Annotated in this window: 14 protein-coding genes; 7 read left to right on the top strand and 7 right to left on the bottom strand. The window is 71.9% G+C overall.

The window, feature by feature from the left end; genetic code table 11:
* Nucleotides 1-168: 168 nt before the first annotated feature.
* A complete protein-coding gene (locus ACIA8D_RS41295; RefSeq protein WP_399240614.1) occupies nucleotides 169-714 on the top strand; it encodes an alpha/beta fold hydrolase in 546 nt (181 codons plus the stop codon).
* A 76-nt stretch (nucleotides 715-790) separates the two neighbouring features.
* Here the strand turns inward: ACIA8D_RS41295 and ACIA8D_RS41290 are convergent, their stop codons facing one another.
* Nucleotides 791-1,057: a GlsB/YeaQ/YmgE family stress response membrane protein gene (locus tag ACIA8D_RS41290; RefSeq protein WP_385756476.1), complete on the bottom strand. Its 267-nt coding sequence runs from the start codon at nucleotides 1,055-1,057 to the stop codon at nucleotides 791-793.
* Nucleotides 1,058-1,332: 275 nt separating this feature from the next.
* Between ACIA8D_RS41290 and ACIA8D_RS41285 the strand changes: the two genes are divergently transcribed.
* Nucleotides 1,333-1,839 carry a helix-turn-helix domain-containing protein gene (locus ACIA8D_RS41285; RefSeq protein ID WP_399240612.1) on the top strand — a complete coding sequence of 169 codons (507 nt, stop codon included), beginning with the start codon at nucleotides 1,333-1,335 and terminating at the stop codon, nucleotides 1,837-1,839.
* A gap of 24 nt (nucleotides 1,840-1,863) precedes the next feature.
* Nucleotides 1,864-2,718, top strand: a complete 855-nt coding sequence (locus ACIA8D_RS41280; RefSeq protein ID WP_399240610.1) for a M23 family metallopeptidase — start codon at nucleotides 1,864-1,866, stop codon at nucleotides 2,716-2,718.
* A gap of 12 nt (nucleotides 2,719-2,730) precedes the next feature.
* Here ACIA8D_RS41280 and ACIA8D_RS41275 read toward each other — a convergent pair whose 3' ends face one another.
* Both ACIA8D_RS41275 and ACIA8D_RS41270 read right to left on the bottom strand, forming a co-directional pair.
* The gene (locus tag ACIA8D_RS41275; protein WP_399240608.1) at nucleotides 2,731-3,231 is read right to left on the bottom strand and encodes a DinB family protein; all 501 of its coding nucleotides are present in this window, start codon (nucleotides 3,229-3,231) and stop codon (nucleotides 2,731-2,733) included.
* Nucleotides 3,232-3,419: 188 nt separating this feature from the next.
* Nucleotides 3,420-4,016 carry a TetR/AcrR family transcriptional regulator gene (locus ACIA8D_RS41270; protein ID WP_399240606.1) on the bottom strand — a complete coding sequence of 199 codons (597 nt, stop codon included), beginning with the start codon at nucleotides 4,014-4,016 and terminating at the stop codon, nucleotides 3,420-3,422.
* On the opposite strand from ACIA8D_RS41270, the gene ACIA8D_RS41265 reads away from it, so the two are divergent.
* On the top strand, nucleotides 3,955-4,941 hold the full coding sequence (locus tag ACIA8D_RS41265) for an NmrA/HSCARG family protein (protein WP_399240604.1): 987 nt from the start codon (nucleotides 3,955-3,957) through the stop codon (nucleotides 4,939-4,941). The two genes, ACIA8D_RS41270 and ACIA8D_RS41265, sit on opposite strands and share 62 nt — an antisense overlap.
* Here the strand turns inward: ACIA8D_RS41265 and ACIA8D_RS41260 are convergent.
* Nucleotides 4,905-5,969, bottom strand: coding sequence for an NAD(P)-dependent alcohol dehydrogenase (locus ACIA8D_RS41260; protein WP_399240602.1), 1,065 nt, complete (start codon nucleotides 5,967-5,969; stop codon nucleotides 4,905-4,907). The genes ACIA8D_RS41265 and ACIA8D_RS41260 overlap by 37 nt on opposite strands.
* Nucleotides 5,970-6,064: 95 nt before the next feature.
* On the opposite strand from ACIA8D_RS41260, the gene ACIA8D_RS41255 reads away from it, so the two are divergent.
* A complete protein-coding gene (locus ACIA8D_RS41255; protein WP_399240600.1) occupies nucleotides 6,065-6,661 on the top strand; it encodes a TetR family transcriptional regulator in 597 nt (198 codons plus the stop codon).
* 32 nt (nucleotides 6,662-6,693) lie between these two features.
* Here the strand turns inward: ACIA8D_RS41255 and ACIA8D_RS41250 are convergent, their stop codons facing one another.
* Nucleotides 6,694-7,554, bottom strand: coding sequence for an MBL fold metallo-hydrolase (locus ACIA8D_RS41250; RefSeq protein WP_399240616.1), 861 nt, complete (start codon nucleotides 7,552-7,554; stop codon nucleotides 6,694-6,696).
* Between the two features lie 255 nt (nucleotides 7,555-7,809).
* On the opposite strand from ACIA8D_RS41250, the gene ACIA8D_RS41245 reads away from it, so the two are divergent.
* The gene (locus ACIA8D_RS41245; protein WP_399240598.1) at nucleotides 7,810-10,740 is read left to right on the top strand and encodes an AAA family ATPase; all 2,931 of its coding nucleotides are present in this window, start codon (nucleotides 7,810-7,812) and stop codon (nucleotides 10,738-10,740) included.
* Nucleotides 10,741-10,778: 38 nt separating this feature from the next.
* Here the strand turns inward: ACIA8D_RS41245 and ACIA8D_RS41240 are convergent, their stop codons facing one another.
* Nucleotides 10,779-12,383, bottom strand: coding sequence for a sigma factor (locus ACIA8D_RS41240; RefSeq protein ID WP_399240596.1), 1,605 nt, complete (start codon nucleotides 12,381-12,383; stop codon nucleotides 10,779-10,781).
* A gap of 234 nt (nucleotides 12,384-12,617) precedes the next feature.
* On the opposite strand from ACIA8D_RS41240, the gene ACIA8D_RS41235 reads away from it, so the two are divergent.
* Nucleotides 12,618-13,058, top strand: coding sequence for an SsgA family sporulation/cell division regulator (locus ACIA8D_RS41235; protein WP_399240594.1), 441 nt, complete (start codon nucleotides 12,618-12,620; stop codon nucleotides 13,056-13,058).
* A gap of 13 nt (nucleotides 13,059-13,071) precedes the next feature.
* On the opposite strand, the gene ACIA8D_RS41230 is transcribed toward ACIA8D_RS41235, so the two are convergent.
* A complete protein-coding gene (locus ACIA8D_RS41230) occupies nucleotides 13,072-13,527 on the bottom strand; it encodes a VOC family protein (protein ID WP_399240592.1) in 456 nt (151 codons plus the stop codon).
* Nucleotides 13,528-14,024: the final 497 nt, after the last annotated feature.

Here is a 14,024-nt window from a genome sequence, read left to right as displayed (position 1 = left end):
GACGCTCCGCGTCGCCTCCCTCCTCCGCCTTGCGATCGCACGCACCAGGCCCCGCTCCCTGATCCGGCCTGATCCAAACGACAAGCCCTAGCCGACCGCCTGGTCGCGGCCGCCGTCGCCGCGGGCCAGGACTCGTTCGCCGTCCTCGGCGAATCCCTCGGCAGCGCCGTGGCCGTCCGGATCGCCACACTGCACCCCGACCGTGTTCGGGCCCTCGTCCTCACCGCGGGCTTCGCCACCGCCGACCCGGTCCTCGCGCTCGCCGCCCAACTGATCAAGTCCCTGGCGGCCACGGGCCGGTGGGAGGACGTGGTGCGGCTCGCCCTCCTGTCCTGCAAGTCCCCGGTGGACCTCGCGGGCCTCGAACCGTCCGCCCTCGACGAACCGGCCGCCCAGACCTTGGCCGCGATGCCGCCCGGCCTCCTTGACCACTTCGACCTGGTGTCCCGCGTGGACGTCCGCGCCGACCTGGCGAAGGTCTCCGCCCCCACCCTGGTGGTGGCTCCTACCGGCGACCGCCTGGTGCTGCCCGAAAGCTCGTACCGCTTGGCGGCGGGCATCCCGGGAGCCCGCCTGATCGAACTGCCCGACGCCGCCCACATCCTGAGCCCACCGGACCGGGCGACTTGGCTCCGCCATGTCCGCGATTTCCTCGCCGGGGTCCCCAGGGGCACCTCCGGGTACTGCGGCATGCCGCGTCACATGAACTGGTAGGGCGCGTGGCGTTACGCCGCTTCCGTCGCGACGGTCCGACTGCCGCCTGGCACCGAGGTGCACGTGAAGGCCCGTGTCAGTCCCGGGAGTTGCCGAACAGGACCCGGTAGCCGATGAGGAGGACGAGCGAGCCGGCGATGGCGGCGATCCAGGTGGGCAGGTCGAAGAAGTCCTTGGTGATGGGGCGGTCGAGGAAACGGGACGACAGCCAGCCGCCCACGAAGGCGCCCGCTACGCCGATGAGTGTGGTGCCGATGAGGCCGCCCGGATCGCGGCCGGGGAGCAGAACTTTGGCGATGGCTCCGGCTATGAGGCCCAAGATGATCCAGCTGATGATGCCCATGTCTCCGTCGATCTCCGTTCGCGTTCTTGTGTTGCTGGGTTGCGCAACTCTATAGGTGACGGAGGGGTGTCCATGCGTCGGCCCTCACGGGCTCGCCCGGTCGAACCAGTGGCAACCCGTATCCCAGCGGCTCGTCATGGACTCGCGGGTTCGCGCCGGTAGGCGTAGTGCGGTGCCGCGGCTTGCGGGACCAGAACTCGTGCGAGGTGGGCGGGACTTCGCTCTGCAGGCGCCGGAGTGTTGCGAGAAGTTACGTAATTACGTAACCTCGTTCTATGGATTTGGAAGAACGCGTCTCCAGGCTCGAGCGGCGCATGGCGGAGCTGGAGGACGTGGCCCCGACCGCGCCGGTCATGGGGGAGGGTGAGTTCTGGGCCCTCGATGCGCTGAAGGAGCGTCACCCGGTGACGCAGGAGGCGGACGGCGCCGTCCTGTTCACCGGAGCGGTACGTGTGCCGACGGGGCACCGCTACGAGTGGCAGTACGGCCAGCTCTCGCAGACGCTGTTCGACGACGACTGGGCAGAGGCCGCCGAGTCGTTCGCCGCGCTGGGCAGCCCCGTGCGGCTGAGGCTGCTGCGGGAGATTCTGGGTGGCTTGCGTACCGCGGCGGAGCTGGCCGCCCTCGAGGGCATCGGCACGACTGGCCAGATCTACCACCACCTGCGCCAACTCGCCGGTGTGGGCTGGCTCCACACTCCGGAGCGCGGCCGCTACGAAGTACCTGCGGGGCGAGTGGTGCCACTGCTTGTGGTGCTCACCGCCGCGCGCCCCGCGACCTGACCATTTGCTGTACGAGGGGGAATCATGCCTGTAGCACGACGCAAGATCGCAGCCAGGGTCGAGCATGGGCTCTGGGCGGTCTTCTTCGCTCAGATCGTCGTCAGATTCTTCGTGGAACTGCCGTACGGCTACTGGGCGAGTTGGCTGCCCGCGCTGGGAGCCGTGGTGATCAACCTGGTGACCTCGCGTTCCGCCCGCCGACGTATCGCGACCCGGGCACCGGCTCCGGTCGAGGTCGCGCCTCCGGTCGCCGGCCGGTGGTCAGCCCTCAACAGTCCCGCGGACAAGGTTCCGAGCCATGGAACGCACAATCTTGCACAGACCTACGCCATCGACATCGTGGCGGAGCCGGAGGGCGGACCCTCTCGCCCCGCCCCTGTCTGGTTCTGGCCTGTCGCCCACCGCAATCGCGACTACCCCGCCTTCGGGGCGCACCTGTACGCGGTTGCCGATGCCACCGTCGTGCACGCCGAACACGACCAGCGTGATCACTTGAGCCGCAGCTCCCTTGCGGGAGTTCTGTACTTCTGGCTCATCGAAGGCGTGTGCCGGACTCTCGGCGGGAGCCGCCGGGTTGTGGGCAACCACATCATCCTCGATCTGGGGGAGGGTGCGTACGCCGTGTATGCACATGTCCAGCGGGGCTCGCTCGACGTCATGGCGGGCGACAAGGTCGTCGCCGGGCAGTTGCTGGGTCGTTGCGGCAACTCCGGCAATTCCACGCAACCGCACCTGCATTTTCAACTGATGGACGGGCCAGACTTCGACACCGCGCGCGGAGTGCCGTTCAGCTGGCGTGACATCGGAGTCCCCGCCGCGGGGGAGGCGTTCGTCATCGGTGAGAACGACACGGAGTCCGAGTTGTCCTGTGGCGCATGACCGCGCAGCCGATCAGCGGCCGGTCGTGTTGTCGATCAGTTCGCGGAGGATGTCGGCGTGGCCGGCGTGGCGGCCGGTTTCCTCGATCATGTGGGTGAGGGCCCAGCGGATGGTGGGCGCGGGCTTTCCCGGGCGGGGGCGCGGCAGCGGGGCGCTGAGGTCCGGGCAGCCGTCGAGCACCTCGTTGGCGCGATCGACGGTGTCGCGGTAGCGGGCGACGACGTCGGACACGGCGTCCTGGGCAGGGGCGTGGAAGGTCGCCTGCCAGTCCGTGACCTGATCCCCGAGGAACGTCGCACCCTCGACGCAGGTGAGGTGGTGGAGCAGGCCGAGGAGGTTCGTGCCCGAGGGGACGGCGGCCGCTCGCGCCTGGGGGTCGGGGGAGCCTTCGACCTTCGAGGCGATCGAGGCCCTCAGGTAGTCGAGGAACCCGCGCAGGACCTCGGCCTCGCTCGTTCCGGTCCGGGGTGGTGGGGTGTCGCGGCGCTTGCGGTCGCGAGGGGTGGTGGCCATGGGGACCTCTTCTGGCGATGGCGATGGCGATGGTGGCGGTGGTCGTGGCGATTCGGGCGGAGCCGACTGTGTGATGTGTTGGGTCCCCGTCCGTTCGAAGGGGCCCGACACGCCCCCAGCTTGTCCACCCACACGCCTCGTGGCACGCCGTCTTGCAGTTTCCGCAAAGTCGGAAACGCGGCGGCTCGTCAGACCCGATCCGGGCTGATCCCCGCCACCGCGAGACCGAGCAGTGTCTCGGCGCGGGCCGTGGGCTCGGGGTGGTGTTCCGTCGCGAGGGCGAGGCCGACGGTCAGTGTGATCAGGTCCTCGACCGTGACCTGTGGCGCCACCGCGCCCTCCCGTGCGGCGCTCCGCAGCAGGGGCTCGCCCGCCTCGATCAGCGCCGCCGCGCAGGAGTTGCCGCCCACGGGGTCGTGGTCCGCGTCGTACGAGAGGGCGGTCGCCAGGCCGCGCGCGGTGACGCAGTAGGCGAGCACCTCGCCCAGCCACTCCAGCAGCGCGCCCCGTCCGTCGCCGTCGCGGCCCCCGAGCTCGCCCGCCCGGGCGCACAGCGTCTCGATCCGTTGCTGGGAGACCGCCTCCAGCAGTGCCCGCCTGGTCGGAAAGTGTCTGCGCACGGTCGCCGAGCCGACCCCGGCCACGCGCGCGATCTGCTCCAACGAGGCATCCGCGCCCTGTACGGCGACCTCCTCCGCGGCCACGGCGAGGATCCGCTCGTAGTTGCGCCGGGCGTCGGCGCGCTGCCGCTCGACCGGCCCGACGCCAGCCCCCGTACTCGTCACCGGCGCCACCGGACGTCAAGGCGGTGCCACCGCCCGTGCGCTGCTCTCCGCAGGCGTACCCGTACGCGCCCTGGTCCGGGACCCCGCCACCGAACGGGCCCGCGCCGTCGCCGCACTCGGTGCCCAACTCGTCACCGGAGATCTCCTGGACCGTGCCTCCGTGACGCGCGCCGCCGAGGGGGTCCGCGCCGTCTTCTCGGTCCAGATGCCCGTCTTCACCGAGGAGGGCGCCGACTTCGACAACGAGCTGGCGCAGGCCACCAACCTCGTCGAAGGCGCCCGGGCCGCAGGTGCGGAGCAGTTCGTGCACACGTCCGTCGCCGGCGCGGGGCAGCACACCGAGGTCCCCGGCTGGGCCGAGGGTCACTGGGACTTCATGGCCCCCACCCTCGACACCAAGGCCGCCATCCAGGACCTCGTCCGCACGGCCGGCTTCGCGCGCTGGACCCTTATCAAGCCGGGCTTCTTCATGGAGAACCTGCTGCCCTCGACGGCCTACCTGTTCCCGCGCGGCATCGACGGCGACCTGATCACTCTCATCAAGCCCGACACCCGGCTCTCCCTCACCGCGGTCACCGACATCGGCACCGCGGCCGCCGCGGCCCTCACGGACCCCGACCGCTTCCACGAGGTGGAGCTCGAACTGGCCAGTGAGTACCGGTCGATGGCGGAGATCGCGGACGTCCTCAGCCGCGTCCTCGACCGGCCGATCACCGCGCCCGACCTGACCCTGGAGGAGGCCCTCGCCGCCGGAATGCCGCCCATGGGTGCCTCCGGTGCCTTCATGAACGCCGCGGGTCAGCCGGGCCGCCCGGAGTTCGCGCGTGCGCTGGGCCTGCCACTGACCCGGTTCGAGGACTGGGCGCGGGACAACCTGGGCGAGGGCGGTCAGTCCAGGTCGGACATGTCGAGCACGAACCGGTAGTGGACATCGTTCCGTCCCAGGCGTTCGAGAGCCGTGTTCACCTGGGACGACGGCAGTAGCTCGATGTCGGCGGTGATGTCGTGTTCGGCGCAGAAGCGCAGCATGGCGGCGGTGGACGGGCGACCGCCGCTGCCCGCCGAGCTGAGCTTCTTGCGGCCGATGAGCAGGTCCAGGGTGTCCACGGTGACCGGCCCGAGGTGACCGAGATGGCTGAGCGTGCCGTCCATGGCGGTCACGCGCAGGTACGGGGCCAGGTCGTGAGGGGCCGGGACGGTGTCGATGACGACATCGAACCGGTCGCGTACCTCGTCCATCTGCTTCGGGTCGGTGGACACGACGAAACCCTGTGCCCCCAAGTCGTGCGCCTGCGCGGCCTTGTCCAGGCTCCGGCTGATGACGGAGGTCGTGGCCCCGAGCGCGGTCGCCATCTTGACCGCGAGGTGTCCCAGTCCGCCAAGACCGGCCACAGCGACGTCACTGCCCGGGCCCACACCGAGCGCCCGCAGCGGTTCCCAGACGGTCACGCCGGCGCAGAGCAGCGGGGCAGCGGCGGCCGCGTCGAGGCCCGAAGGCAGCCGGTAGGCGAACCGATGGCTCACGACGTACTCGCGGGAGTAGCCGCCCAGGGTGGTCGACCCGTCGCGCCGGTCGGTTCCCCCGTACGTCAGCGTCGGGAACTCACGGCAGAAGTTCTCCTGGCCGGCCCGGCACATGCGGCACTCGCCGCACGAGTCGACGATGTTGCCGACGGCCACGGGGTCGCCCGGGGAGAAGTCGGCCACCGCGCTGCCGACCTCGCTCACCACGCCCGTGAACTCGTGCCCGGGTACGAGTCCACGGGCGCTCGCGTCTCCCGCGTCTCCCGCGTCGCTTTCGTGTGCCTGTAGTGCGTGCAGATCCGTGTGGCAGACACCGCAGTAGTCGACACGCACCGCGATGTCGTCCGGGCGCAGTTCCCTGCGCTCCAGCTCCGCGCGGCGCAGTGTCCGCGTCGCGCCGTCCGCCTGCCATCCGGTCGTGGAACGCATCGCCAACTCCTTAGACAGACTGTTCGGTCTGTTTGACCGTAGGCGGATGCGGCGCGAGAAGCAAACAGACAAGTCTGTCTGTTACGGTGCGATGCATGCCCGACCAGCCATCAAGCAGCCGCGGGGCGGCGACGTACCGGCGCATCCTCGACGCCGCCACCCGGGAATTCGCCCAGTACGGCATCGCCGGCGCACGGGTCGAGCGGATCATCGCCGCCGCGCGCACCAACAAGGCGCAGCTGTATGGCTACTTCGGCAACAAGGAACAGCTCTTCGACGCCATCTTCTTCGCCTCGCTGGAGCGGATCACCAACGTCGTCGCCATCGACGCCACGGACCTGGCCGACTGGGCGGTGCGCCTGTACGACGAGTACCTCGACCGACCCGATCTGATCAGGCTCGCGACCTGGGCGCGCCTGGAGCGGCGCCCGGCCGGGCACCTCGTCGCGGACCACGACCACTACGACGACCGCAAGCTCGGCGCCATCGCGGAGGCCCAGGCCGCGGGACGCATCCGCCAGGGCGACCCCTTCGACGTGCTGGCCATGGTCATCGCCATGTCCATGGCCTGGTCTCCGGTGAGCAACGTGTACGCCGCAACCGCCGATGAGCCCGCGAGCGTGCACGACCAGCGGCGCGCCCTGCTCCGAGACTGTGTCGGCCGCGCCGTCGCCCCGGACCGGGGTGTCTGAGCGGGTGTCTGAACCGGGCGCGGTCGAGCGGATCAAGTCAAGGAGAACGGAGCCCAGTTGGCGATCCGGAAGCCCGAACCCTCCCGGCGCAGCTCGAAGGCGCCGTGGCCGGGAAGGTGGGCCGGGAGGACGAGGGCGTTGGTGTCGGCGGCGTGCGCGAACATGCGCGCACGGCTGGCGCGGGCGCCGTCCTCGTCCTCCTCGAAGCAGCTGTTGATGTGCGGCTCGTGCACCTGGATCGCGCCGTGCAGGAGGTCGGCCGCGAAGATCGCGCGATCTCCCGCCGACTCCAGGTGGATGATCGAGGTGCCGGGTGTGTGCCCGGGCGCCGACTCCAGACGGAGATGCGAGTCGATGGTGTACGACTCGTCCCAGGTCTCCACCAGGCCCGCCTCGGCGACCGGTTCGACGCTGTCCTCGTAGACGTTCTGATTGCCCCTGCCGAACACGGTGTTGTGGAGGTTCTCCGGCTTCCAGTACTCGAAGTCGCGGCGCGGCATGAGGTACGTCGCGTTCGGGAACGTCGGAACCCAGTCCCGGCCCTCGAGGCGGGTGTTCCAGCCGACGTGGTCGTCGTGCAGATGGGTGTTCACGACGAGGTCGACGTCCTCCGGGCGCACCCCCACCGCGGCGAGGTTCTCCAGGTATCCGGTGTTCAGGTAGGACCAGATCGGTTGCAGCGGGCGGTACTTGCCGTTGCCCGCGCCCGTGTCGATCAGGATGGTCCGGCCCTCGCTGCGCACCACCCAGGACTGCGTCGCGGCACGGGTCAGGTCGCTGCGCGGGTCCCAGTGGTGCGGTGTCAGCAGTTCGGCGTGGCGCTGCCACTCCTGCGGCCTGCTGTTGGGGAAGAAGACATCGGTCGTCATCGGGGTGGTGTCGGAGAACTCCATGACGCGGTGGATCTGTACGTCACCCAGTTCGATGGTGCTGACCGTCCTCGGTGCGGAGGCCCCGGAGGCGGTCCCGGACGTGGCCCCGGTCGCGGTCGTGGGGGAGGTGTGGGGAGGCATGTGCGGGTCTCCTTGGTGGGTCGTTCGCCGTGGGGTTCTGGTGGACGTCCTCCACCCTGCGGGCGCGGCTGCCTCGGCGGTATCGGACACCTGACTGCACCCGCGCCGGGCCCGTCTTCGTACGATGTGCGGGAGGTGAAGAGGCTGGTGGTGGACGACGTGGTCAGGGACGCGGAGCTGCGCACGCTGCTCGCGGCGGTGCGGCCGCCGTGCCCGGGAGTGCGTCCGGAGGGCCCGCTGGTGACCGTGGTGGGCGGGGCCGGTACGGGCAAGAGCAGCTTGCTGGAAGCCGTCGCGGGCCGGTTCGCCGCGGACGGCGGACGCGAACAGGGGTGCGGGCGCGTACTGCGGGCATACGGCAGCCGGGCCGAGAGTGACCTGGCGTACTCCGGCCTGCATCAGCTGCTGCGCCCGGTCCGTGACGACGTCGAGGCGCTGCCGCCACGCCAGGCCGAAGCCCTGCGCGCCGCTTTCGGCCTCGCGGACCCGGGCCGGGAGCCGGATTCGATGCTCATCGGGATCGCCGTGCTGAACCTGCTGGCCGAACTCGCCGTGCGGCAGCCGCTGTTGGTGGTCGTGGACGACGCCCAGTGGGTCGACCCGTCCTCGCTCGACGCCCTCTCCTTCGTCGCTCGGCGCCTGGCCGCCGACGAACCCGTGACCCTCCTGGTCGCCGCACGGGACGGCGTGCCGCAAGACATCACCGCGAGCGGGGCGACCCTCGAACTGGCCCCGCTCGACCGAGAAGCGGCGGCCCGGCTGCTGGACCTCCAGCCACAGGTGCCGACCGGGCTCGTCCGGTCCGGCGTCCTCGATCAGGCCGAGGGAAACCCCCTCGCGCTGGTGGAACTGGCCCGCGCCACGCCCGCCACGACCGCCGCCACCTCAACCGTCAGCGACTATGTCGCCCGCGGCCCCGACGACCCACTGCCGGTCACCGACCGGCTGGAGCGGCTCTACGCCGCCCGGCTGGCTGCCCTGCCCGACGCGACCCGCCGCGCCGTGGTGCGCCTGGCCACCGCACACACCCAGGACCCGGCACAGGCGGTGCGGTCCTGGCTGCCCGACGTCGCCGACCCGGTGTGGGCACCTGCCGAGGAGGCCGGGCTCGTGCGGCGCGGCGGGGGACGGCTGCGCCACGGCCATCCGCTGTCGCGCCTCGCCGTCCATCAGGCGGCCCCGGCTCAGGAGCGGCGGTCGGCCCACCTCGAACTGGCCGAGCTCTTCCGCGCGCAGGCCCCCGACCGGCACGCCTGGCACCTCGCCGCCGCCACCTCCGGGCAGAGCGCGCGGGTGTCGGCCGTACTTGAGCGCGGCGCGGACCGGGCGCGACAGCGCAGCGGCCACGCATCCGCCGCACACCTGCTGGAGAGGGCCGCGGAACTCCACCCCGACCCCGGCGACAGCACCCGGCTGCTCGCCGCCGCGACCAGGACCGCGGTCCTCACCGGCCGACTCGAATCGGTCGAACGGCTCGCTGCCCGCACCCGATCCAGTACCGACGATCCGACGGCCGCGGCCCTCGCGGACCTCCAGGTCGGCCGGTTGATGGCGTTGACCGCCTCGCACAGCGCCGCCTTCGGACAACTGATGCGCCCCGCCGCCGTGTTGGCGGACCACGGAGCACCGGGAGCCGCGCTGGAGGCCCTGGCCGCCGCGGCGGTGGTCCGCTTCTACTCCGGTGACACGGCCCAACTGCACGAGATCGAACGCCTGCTGCCCCGCATCGAGTCGCATGCCGAGGCACATGTCGAGGCATGCACCGAGGCATGCATCGAGGCATGCACCGAGGTACACACCGAGGCGTGCATCGATGCGCACCCCGCCCCCGCCCCCGCCCCCGCGCTCGGCGAGCGAGAGCGGCTCCTCGCGGCCTGGGTCGAGACCGTCGCGCACCCCGAGGCCGCCCACGCCCACCTCGCACCCCGGCTGCCCGCCCTGGCCGCTGCGTCGCGCAAGGAACCGGAGACGCTGACCCTGCTCGCCGTAGCGGCCTGGCTGCTCGACGAGACCGACTCGGCGGCACGGATCTTCGACGACGCCTTCGCCTCCTGGAGATCGCAGGGGCCGTTGCCGGACGGCCTCGGTGGGGTCGCCGCCCTCGCCTACCTGGAACAGGGGCGGTGGGACCGCGCCCTGAGCGCCTGCGCCGACCTGGAGTCCGTCGCGTCCGGTGCCGGCCTCGACCATGCCGTGGCCTGCGCCGCCTCGACCGAGGCGCTCCTGCGTGCCCTGCGCGGCGACACGGCCGGAGCCCGCACCCGGGCCCGGCAGGCCCTCTCGCTGGTCGACCCGGACGAGAGCCGTTCCGTCCTCGTCCTCGCCCACCGCGCGCTGGGCACCGCCGCCACCGCGGAAGGCGACCACGAGACCGCCTACCAGCACTACCGGACGCTCTTCGACGGCCGGGGCAACCCCGCGCACTACCACCTCGCCCACCCGGCGCTGCCCGAGCTGGCGGCCGCAGCCGCCCGTGGCCGGGCACACCACCAGGAGGAGGCCGGCAGGATCGTCGACGGAGCCGAGGAGTCCCTGGCGGACGCGGGCGCCCTCGCTCCGCGCAGGAGTGCGCTGGTCCAACTGAGCCGGGCGGCGCTCGCGCCCGCCGAGGAGGCCGAACGGTACTTCGCGGCGGCCCTGGGCAACCCGGCGCTCGCCCGTCGGCCCTTCGAACTCGCCCGGGCGCGGTTGGCGTACGGACAGTGGCTGCGCCGCCGCCGGCGGATCGCCGAAGCCCGTCAGCCGCTCGTCGAGGCCGAGGCCGTCTTCCGCCGACTGGGCGCACAGCCGTGGACGGCGCGCGCCCAGGCCGAACTCAGGGCCGCCGGAGCCCTCAGCGCTCCGCGGGAACCGGACGCCTTCGCGACGCTCACCGCCCAGCAACAGCAGATCGTGCGCCTCGCCGCACTCGGCCTGACCAACCGTGAGGTGGCCGAGAAGCTGTACCTGTCCTCGCGCACCGTCGGCTCCCACCTCTACCGGGCATTCCCCAAACTCGGCATCACCGCGCGGGCCCAACTCCGGGACGTGGTCGAGACGGTGGCCGCCGACACGGAGCTGGGCTGAGCGCCGCTTCCGGCGTACGTCACGTCGTGGCCCTGGCGTCAGCCGGTGCGGCAGAGGTAGATCGGGCCGAGCCAGCGGGTGCAGGTGGGGGAGGGCGCGCTGGGCTCCGGGGGAGGGGGAGTGGTGGCTTGGGAAGGTTCCGTGGGGGCGGGGGTGGTGGGCGCCGGTTCCGTCGGGGTGGTGGGCTCGGCCGTCGGTGTCGGTGTCGGCGTCGGTGTGTCCGTCGACGGTGTCGGTGTGTCCGTGGATGGTGTCGGGGTGGGCGTCGGCGTGGCGGGCCGCTCGGCCGAGCGCTCCTCCGGCACCGACCGCTCGGTGGCCGGCGGATCCTGAGGAGTGGCCGGAGTGGCTGGAGCCTCCGTGGCCTCCGGCGCGGCCGGTGCCTTGGGCTCGGCCGGCGCCCCCGTGTCCGCGGAGCCGCCGGGAGCCGACCGGGCGTCCGGTTCGGCCGGACGCTGCGAGCGCTTCTTCGGCTCAACAGGCCCACGCGAAGCGGATGTTGAGGGATGCGGGGACGGCGATGTCGACGACGACGGCGACGACGGCGACGACGGAGACGACGGTGTCGAGCTGTCACGCCCGGCGGAGCTCTCGCTCTGCACCGCCGCCGACCGCTGCGGCGGCACCGTATCGCCGTTGCCCGTGAGCATGAGCCCGGCCGCGACGGCGGCCCCCGCCACCGACACGCCAAGCACCCCGGCCACGGCCCCCTGCGCCTTCGCCCCGCCGGTCAGCGCGTGTCGTACGCCGTGCAGCAGCCCGGAACCGGTCCCGTGTCCGCCCGCCGCGGCGCCGGTGGCACCGGCGCCGGCCATGAGCGGCACCAGGAACTTCCCGGCCCCGCCGAGCACGAAGATCAGGAGCGCCGGACCCACCAGGGCCGGCAGCCGGTCGTTGGCACGCAGCAGGACCGCGAGCCGCGCCCGGCAGTCGTCGCAGTCGTCGACGTGCGCGAGGAGCTTCTCCGACTGGCGCGCGGATGCGCTGCCGCGCACGTGCGCGGGCATCCGGTCCCAGTGGCTCTCGCACGCCGGATCGTCCGGGTTCCCGGGATGCGCGCGCAGGAACCCCTGCCGCATGCCCTCCCGCGCGCGGTGCAGCAGCACGGCCGTGGCCCCGCTGCCCGCGCCGATGCCGCGGCCCACCGCCTCCAGTGGCTGCCCCTCGGCCTCGGAGAGCCACAGGGCCTTCACCCACCGTTTCGGCAGTTGCCCGAGGACCTGGGAGAGCAGGTCCACGGCGGAGGCACGGGCGGCCGGGTCCTGGTCGCCGTAGCCCCCGGAACCGTAGGCCCCGAAGCCGTACGCATCGCTCGACACCTGTACCGGCTCGATGCCCGCGTGCGGGTCGAGGGGTGTCTCGCGCGCCGCGCCGCGCCCGGCCGAGGCGGCCAGGTTCCGCACGGTCGTCGTCAGGTACGCCGCCACGTTGTCGATGTCGTGCCCGGCCGCGAGGCGCCGCCAGACCCGGAAGTGCGCCTCGGCGACGAGATCGTCGGCGAGCCACGGGTTGCCGGTCAGTGAGCGGGCGTACGCGACGAGGTGCGGCTGCTCCGCCTCGTAGATCCGCGCGTACGCGGCAGGGCTGAGGCCGTCCTCCGTGGCGGCGGGGGGTATCGGCGCGGCGGCGGGGCCGTCGGTCATGGCAGGAGTCTTCCGTTCCGTCCGACGTCGGCGGTGCTCTTCAGGTGTCCCGCCCGACTGCGGATCGGGCGAGGAGAATGAAGAGGAGTTTGAAACCGTAATTCACAAATGTCGGATTATGGGAGGGGTGAGTGGCACAGGTCACAACAGGCTTTTCCGGAAACGCCGTAATGCCGCACCCCGCTGCCGCGTCGAACGGGCACCTGGAACACGCAGCAGAGAAAGGGGCCTGCCATGCCGACCACGCTGCCCGTCACGCTCGAACAGTCCGCCCGCGCCCGCCTCGTCGTCGCCGAGGGTCAGGGTCCCGAGCGCAGTGTCACCGTCACCCTCCGCTACAAGTCCGCCGACCCGCTCGCCCTCCAGCTGGTGTTCCCGGCCGAGGCCACGCTCGACGGCGTCGAGGTGACATGGGCCTTCGCCCGCACCCTCCTCGACGACGGGCTGCGCGTGCCGACCGGGACCGGGGACGTCCATGTGTGGCCCTGCGGCCGCGCGCGTACCGTCGTCGAACTGCACGCGCCGCAGGGGATGGCCGTCGTCCAGTTCGACACCTCGGCGCTGCGCCGCTTCCTGCTGGGCACGTACGCGCTCGTGCCCGCGGGCAAGGAGGACGTGGAGACCGTCGTCGACCGCGCGCTGGCCACGCTCTTCGGCCCCGACCTCGAAGGCTGACGCCGGTCGGCGCTCAGCCTCGGGCGTGCTCGTCGATGGCGGACATCGCCTCCCCACCCGGGTGCCAGCGGTCGAGGAAAGGGGACTGCCTGGCCACGTCGACGAGTTCGATCCGTGCGCCGATGCTGTTCACCTGGTGGTAGGCGAAGGGGCGACCGTAGGGGCAGCCGGTGAAATCCACGGGCAGGCCCTCCGCCTCCAAGCGTCGGGAGGATTCCCGTACGTCGCTGGTCCAGAAGCCGATGTGATCGAACCGGGCCCCGGCGGACGCGTCCCAGGGGCTGCCCGACGGCCCTTCGATCAGCTCGATGAACGGCGGCCCACCCGTGGTGAACACGATGCGGTAGTCCCACTCGCCGAGCCGGTCTGACGCGGGCTCGCTCCACTCGACGCCGGCCGAGCGCCGAAAGTCCCGCATGGTCTGCTCGATGTCCGGCACGACGAAACACACATGGTAAAAGGCGGTCATCCACCCATGATCGAGCACGGCCCACGGTCGCGGGCCCGTAACGGCCCGCAGCCGGGCGGCAGATGTGCGCCCCCCCTGGGTAACAAGCGACGGGCGGGGCATGATTCGCCGCCTGCGGCCCTCGTAGGATGAACGCCATACGGTCGAACGCGACGTGCCGGTGCCGGACGGACAGGACAACGGGGAGGCGATGACCAGCCCGACCCAGGCACCAGAGCGGGCCCTGTCACCCATGAGCCCACCCGTACATCGGGGGACGCAACGCCGCGCTGCGCGTGCTCGCCGCGTGGCGGATGGAGTGGCCGGGCGCGCCGCGGGTCGTCGTCCTGACGGGCAGCCCGGGCACCGGGTGCTCGCGGTTGCTCACCGGGTTCCTGATGCTCTGCGCCCCGGAGTGCCGCAAGGGGCTAGGGCTTGTCGTTTGGATCAGGCCGGGCTCGCGGGGCCTGGCACGCACGCTCGCGGCGTTGTCGTCGGTCGACGACGCTCCGCGTCGC

It is taken from the genome of Streptomyces sp. NPDC051684 (assembly GCF_044453445.1).
GTDB lineage: Bacteria > Actinomycetota > Actinomycetes > Streptomycetales > Streptomycetaceae > Streptomyces.
This window is presented reverse-complemented; position numbering and strand designations above follow the sequence as displayed.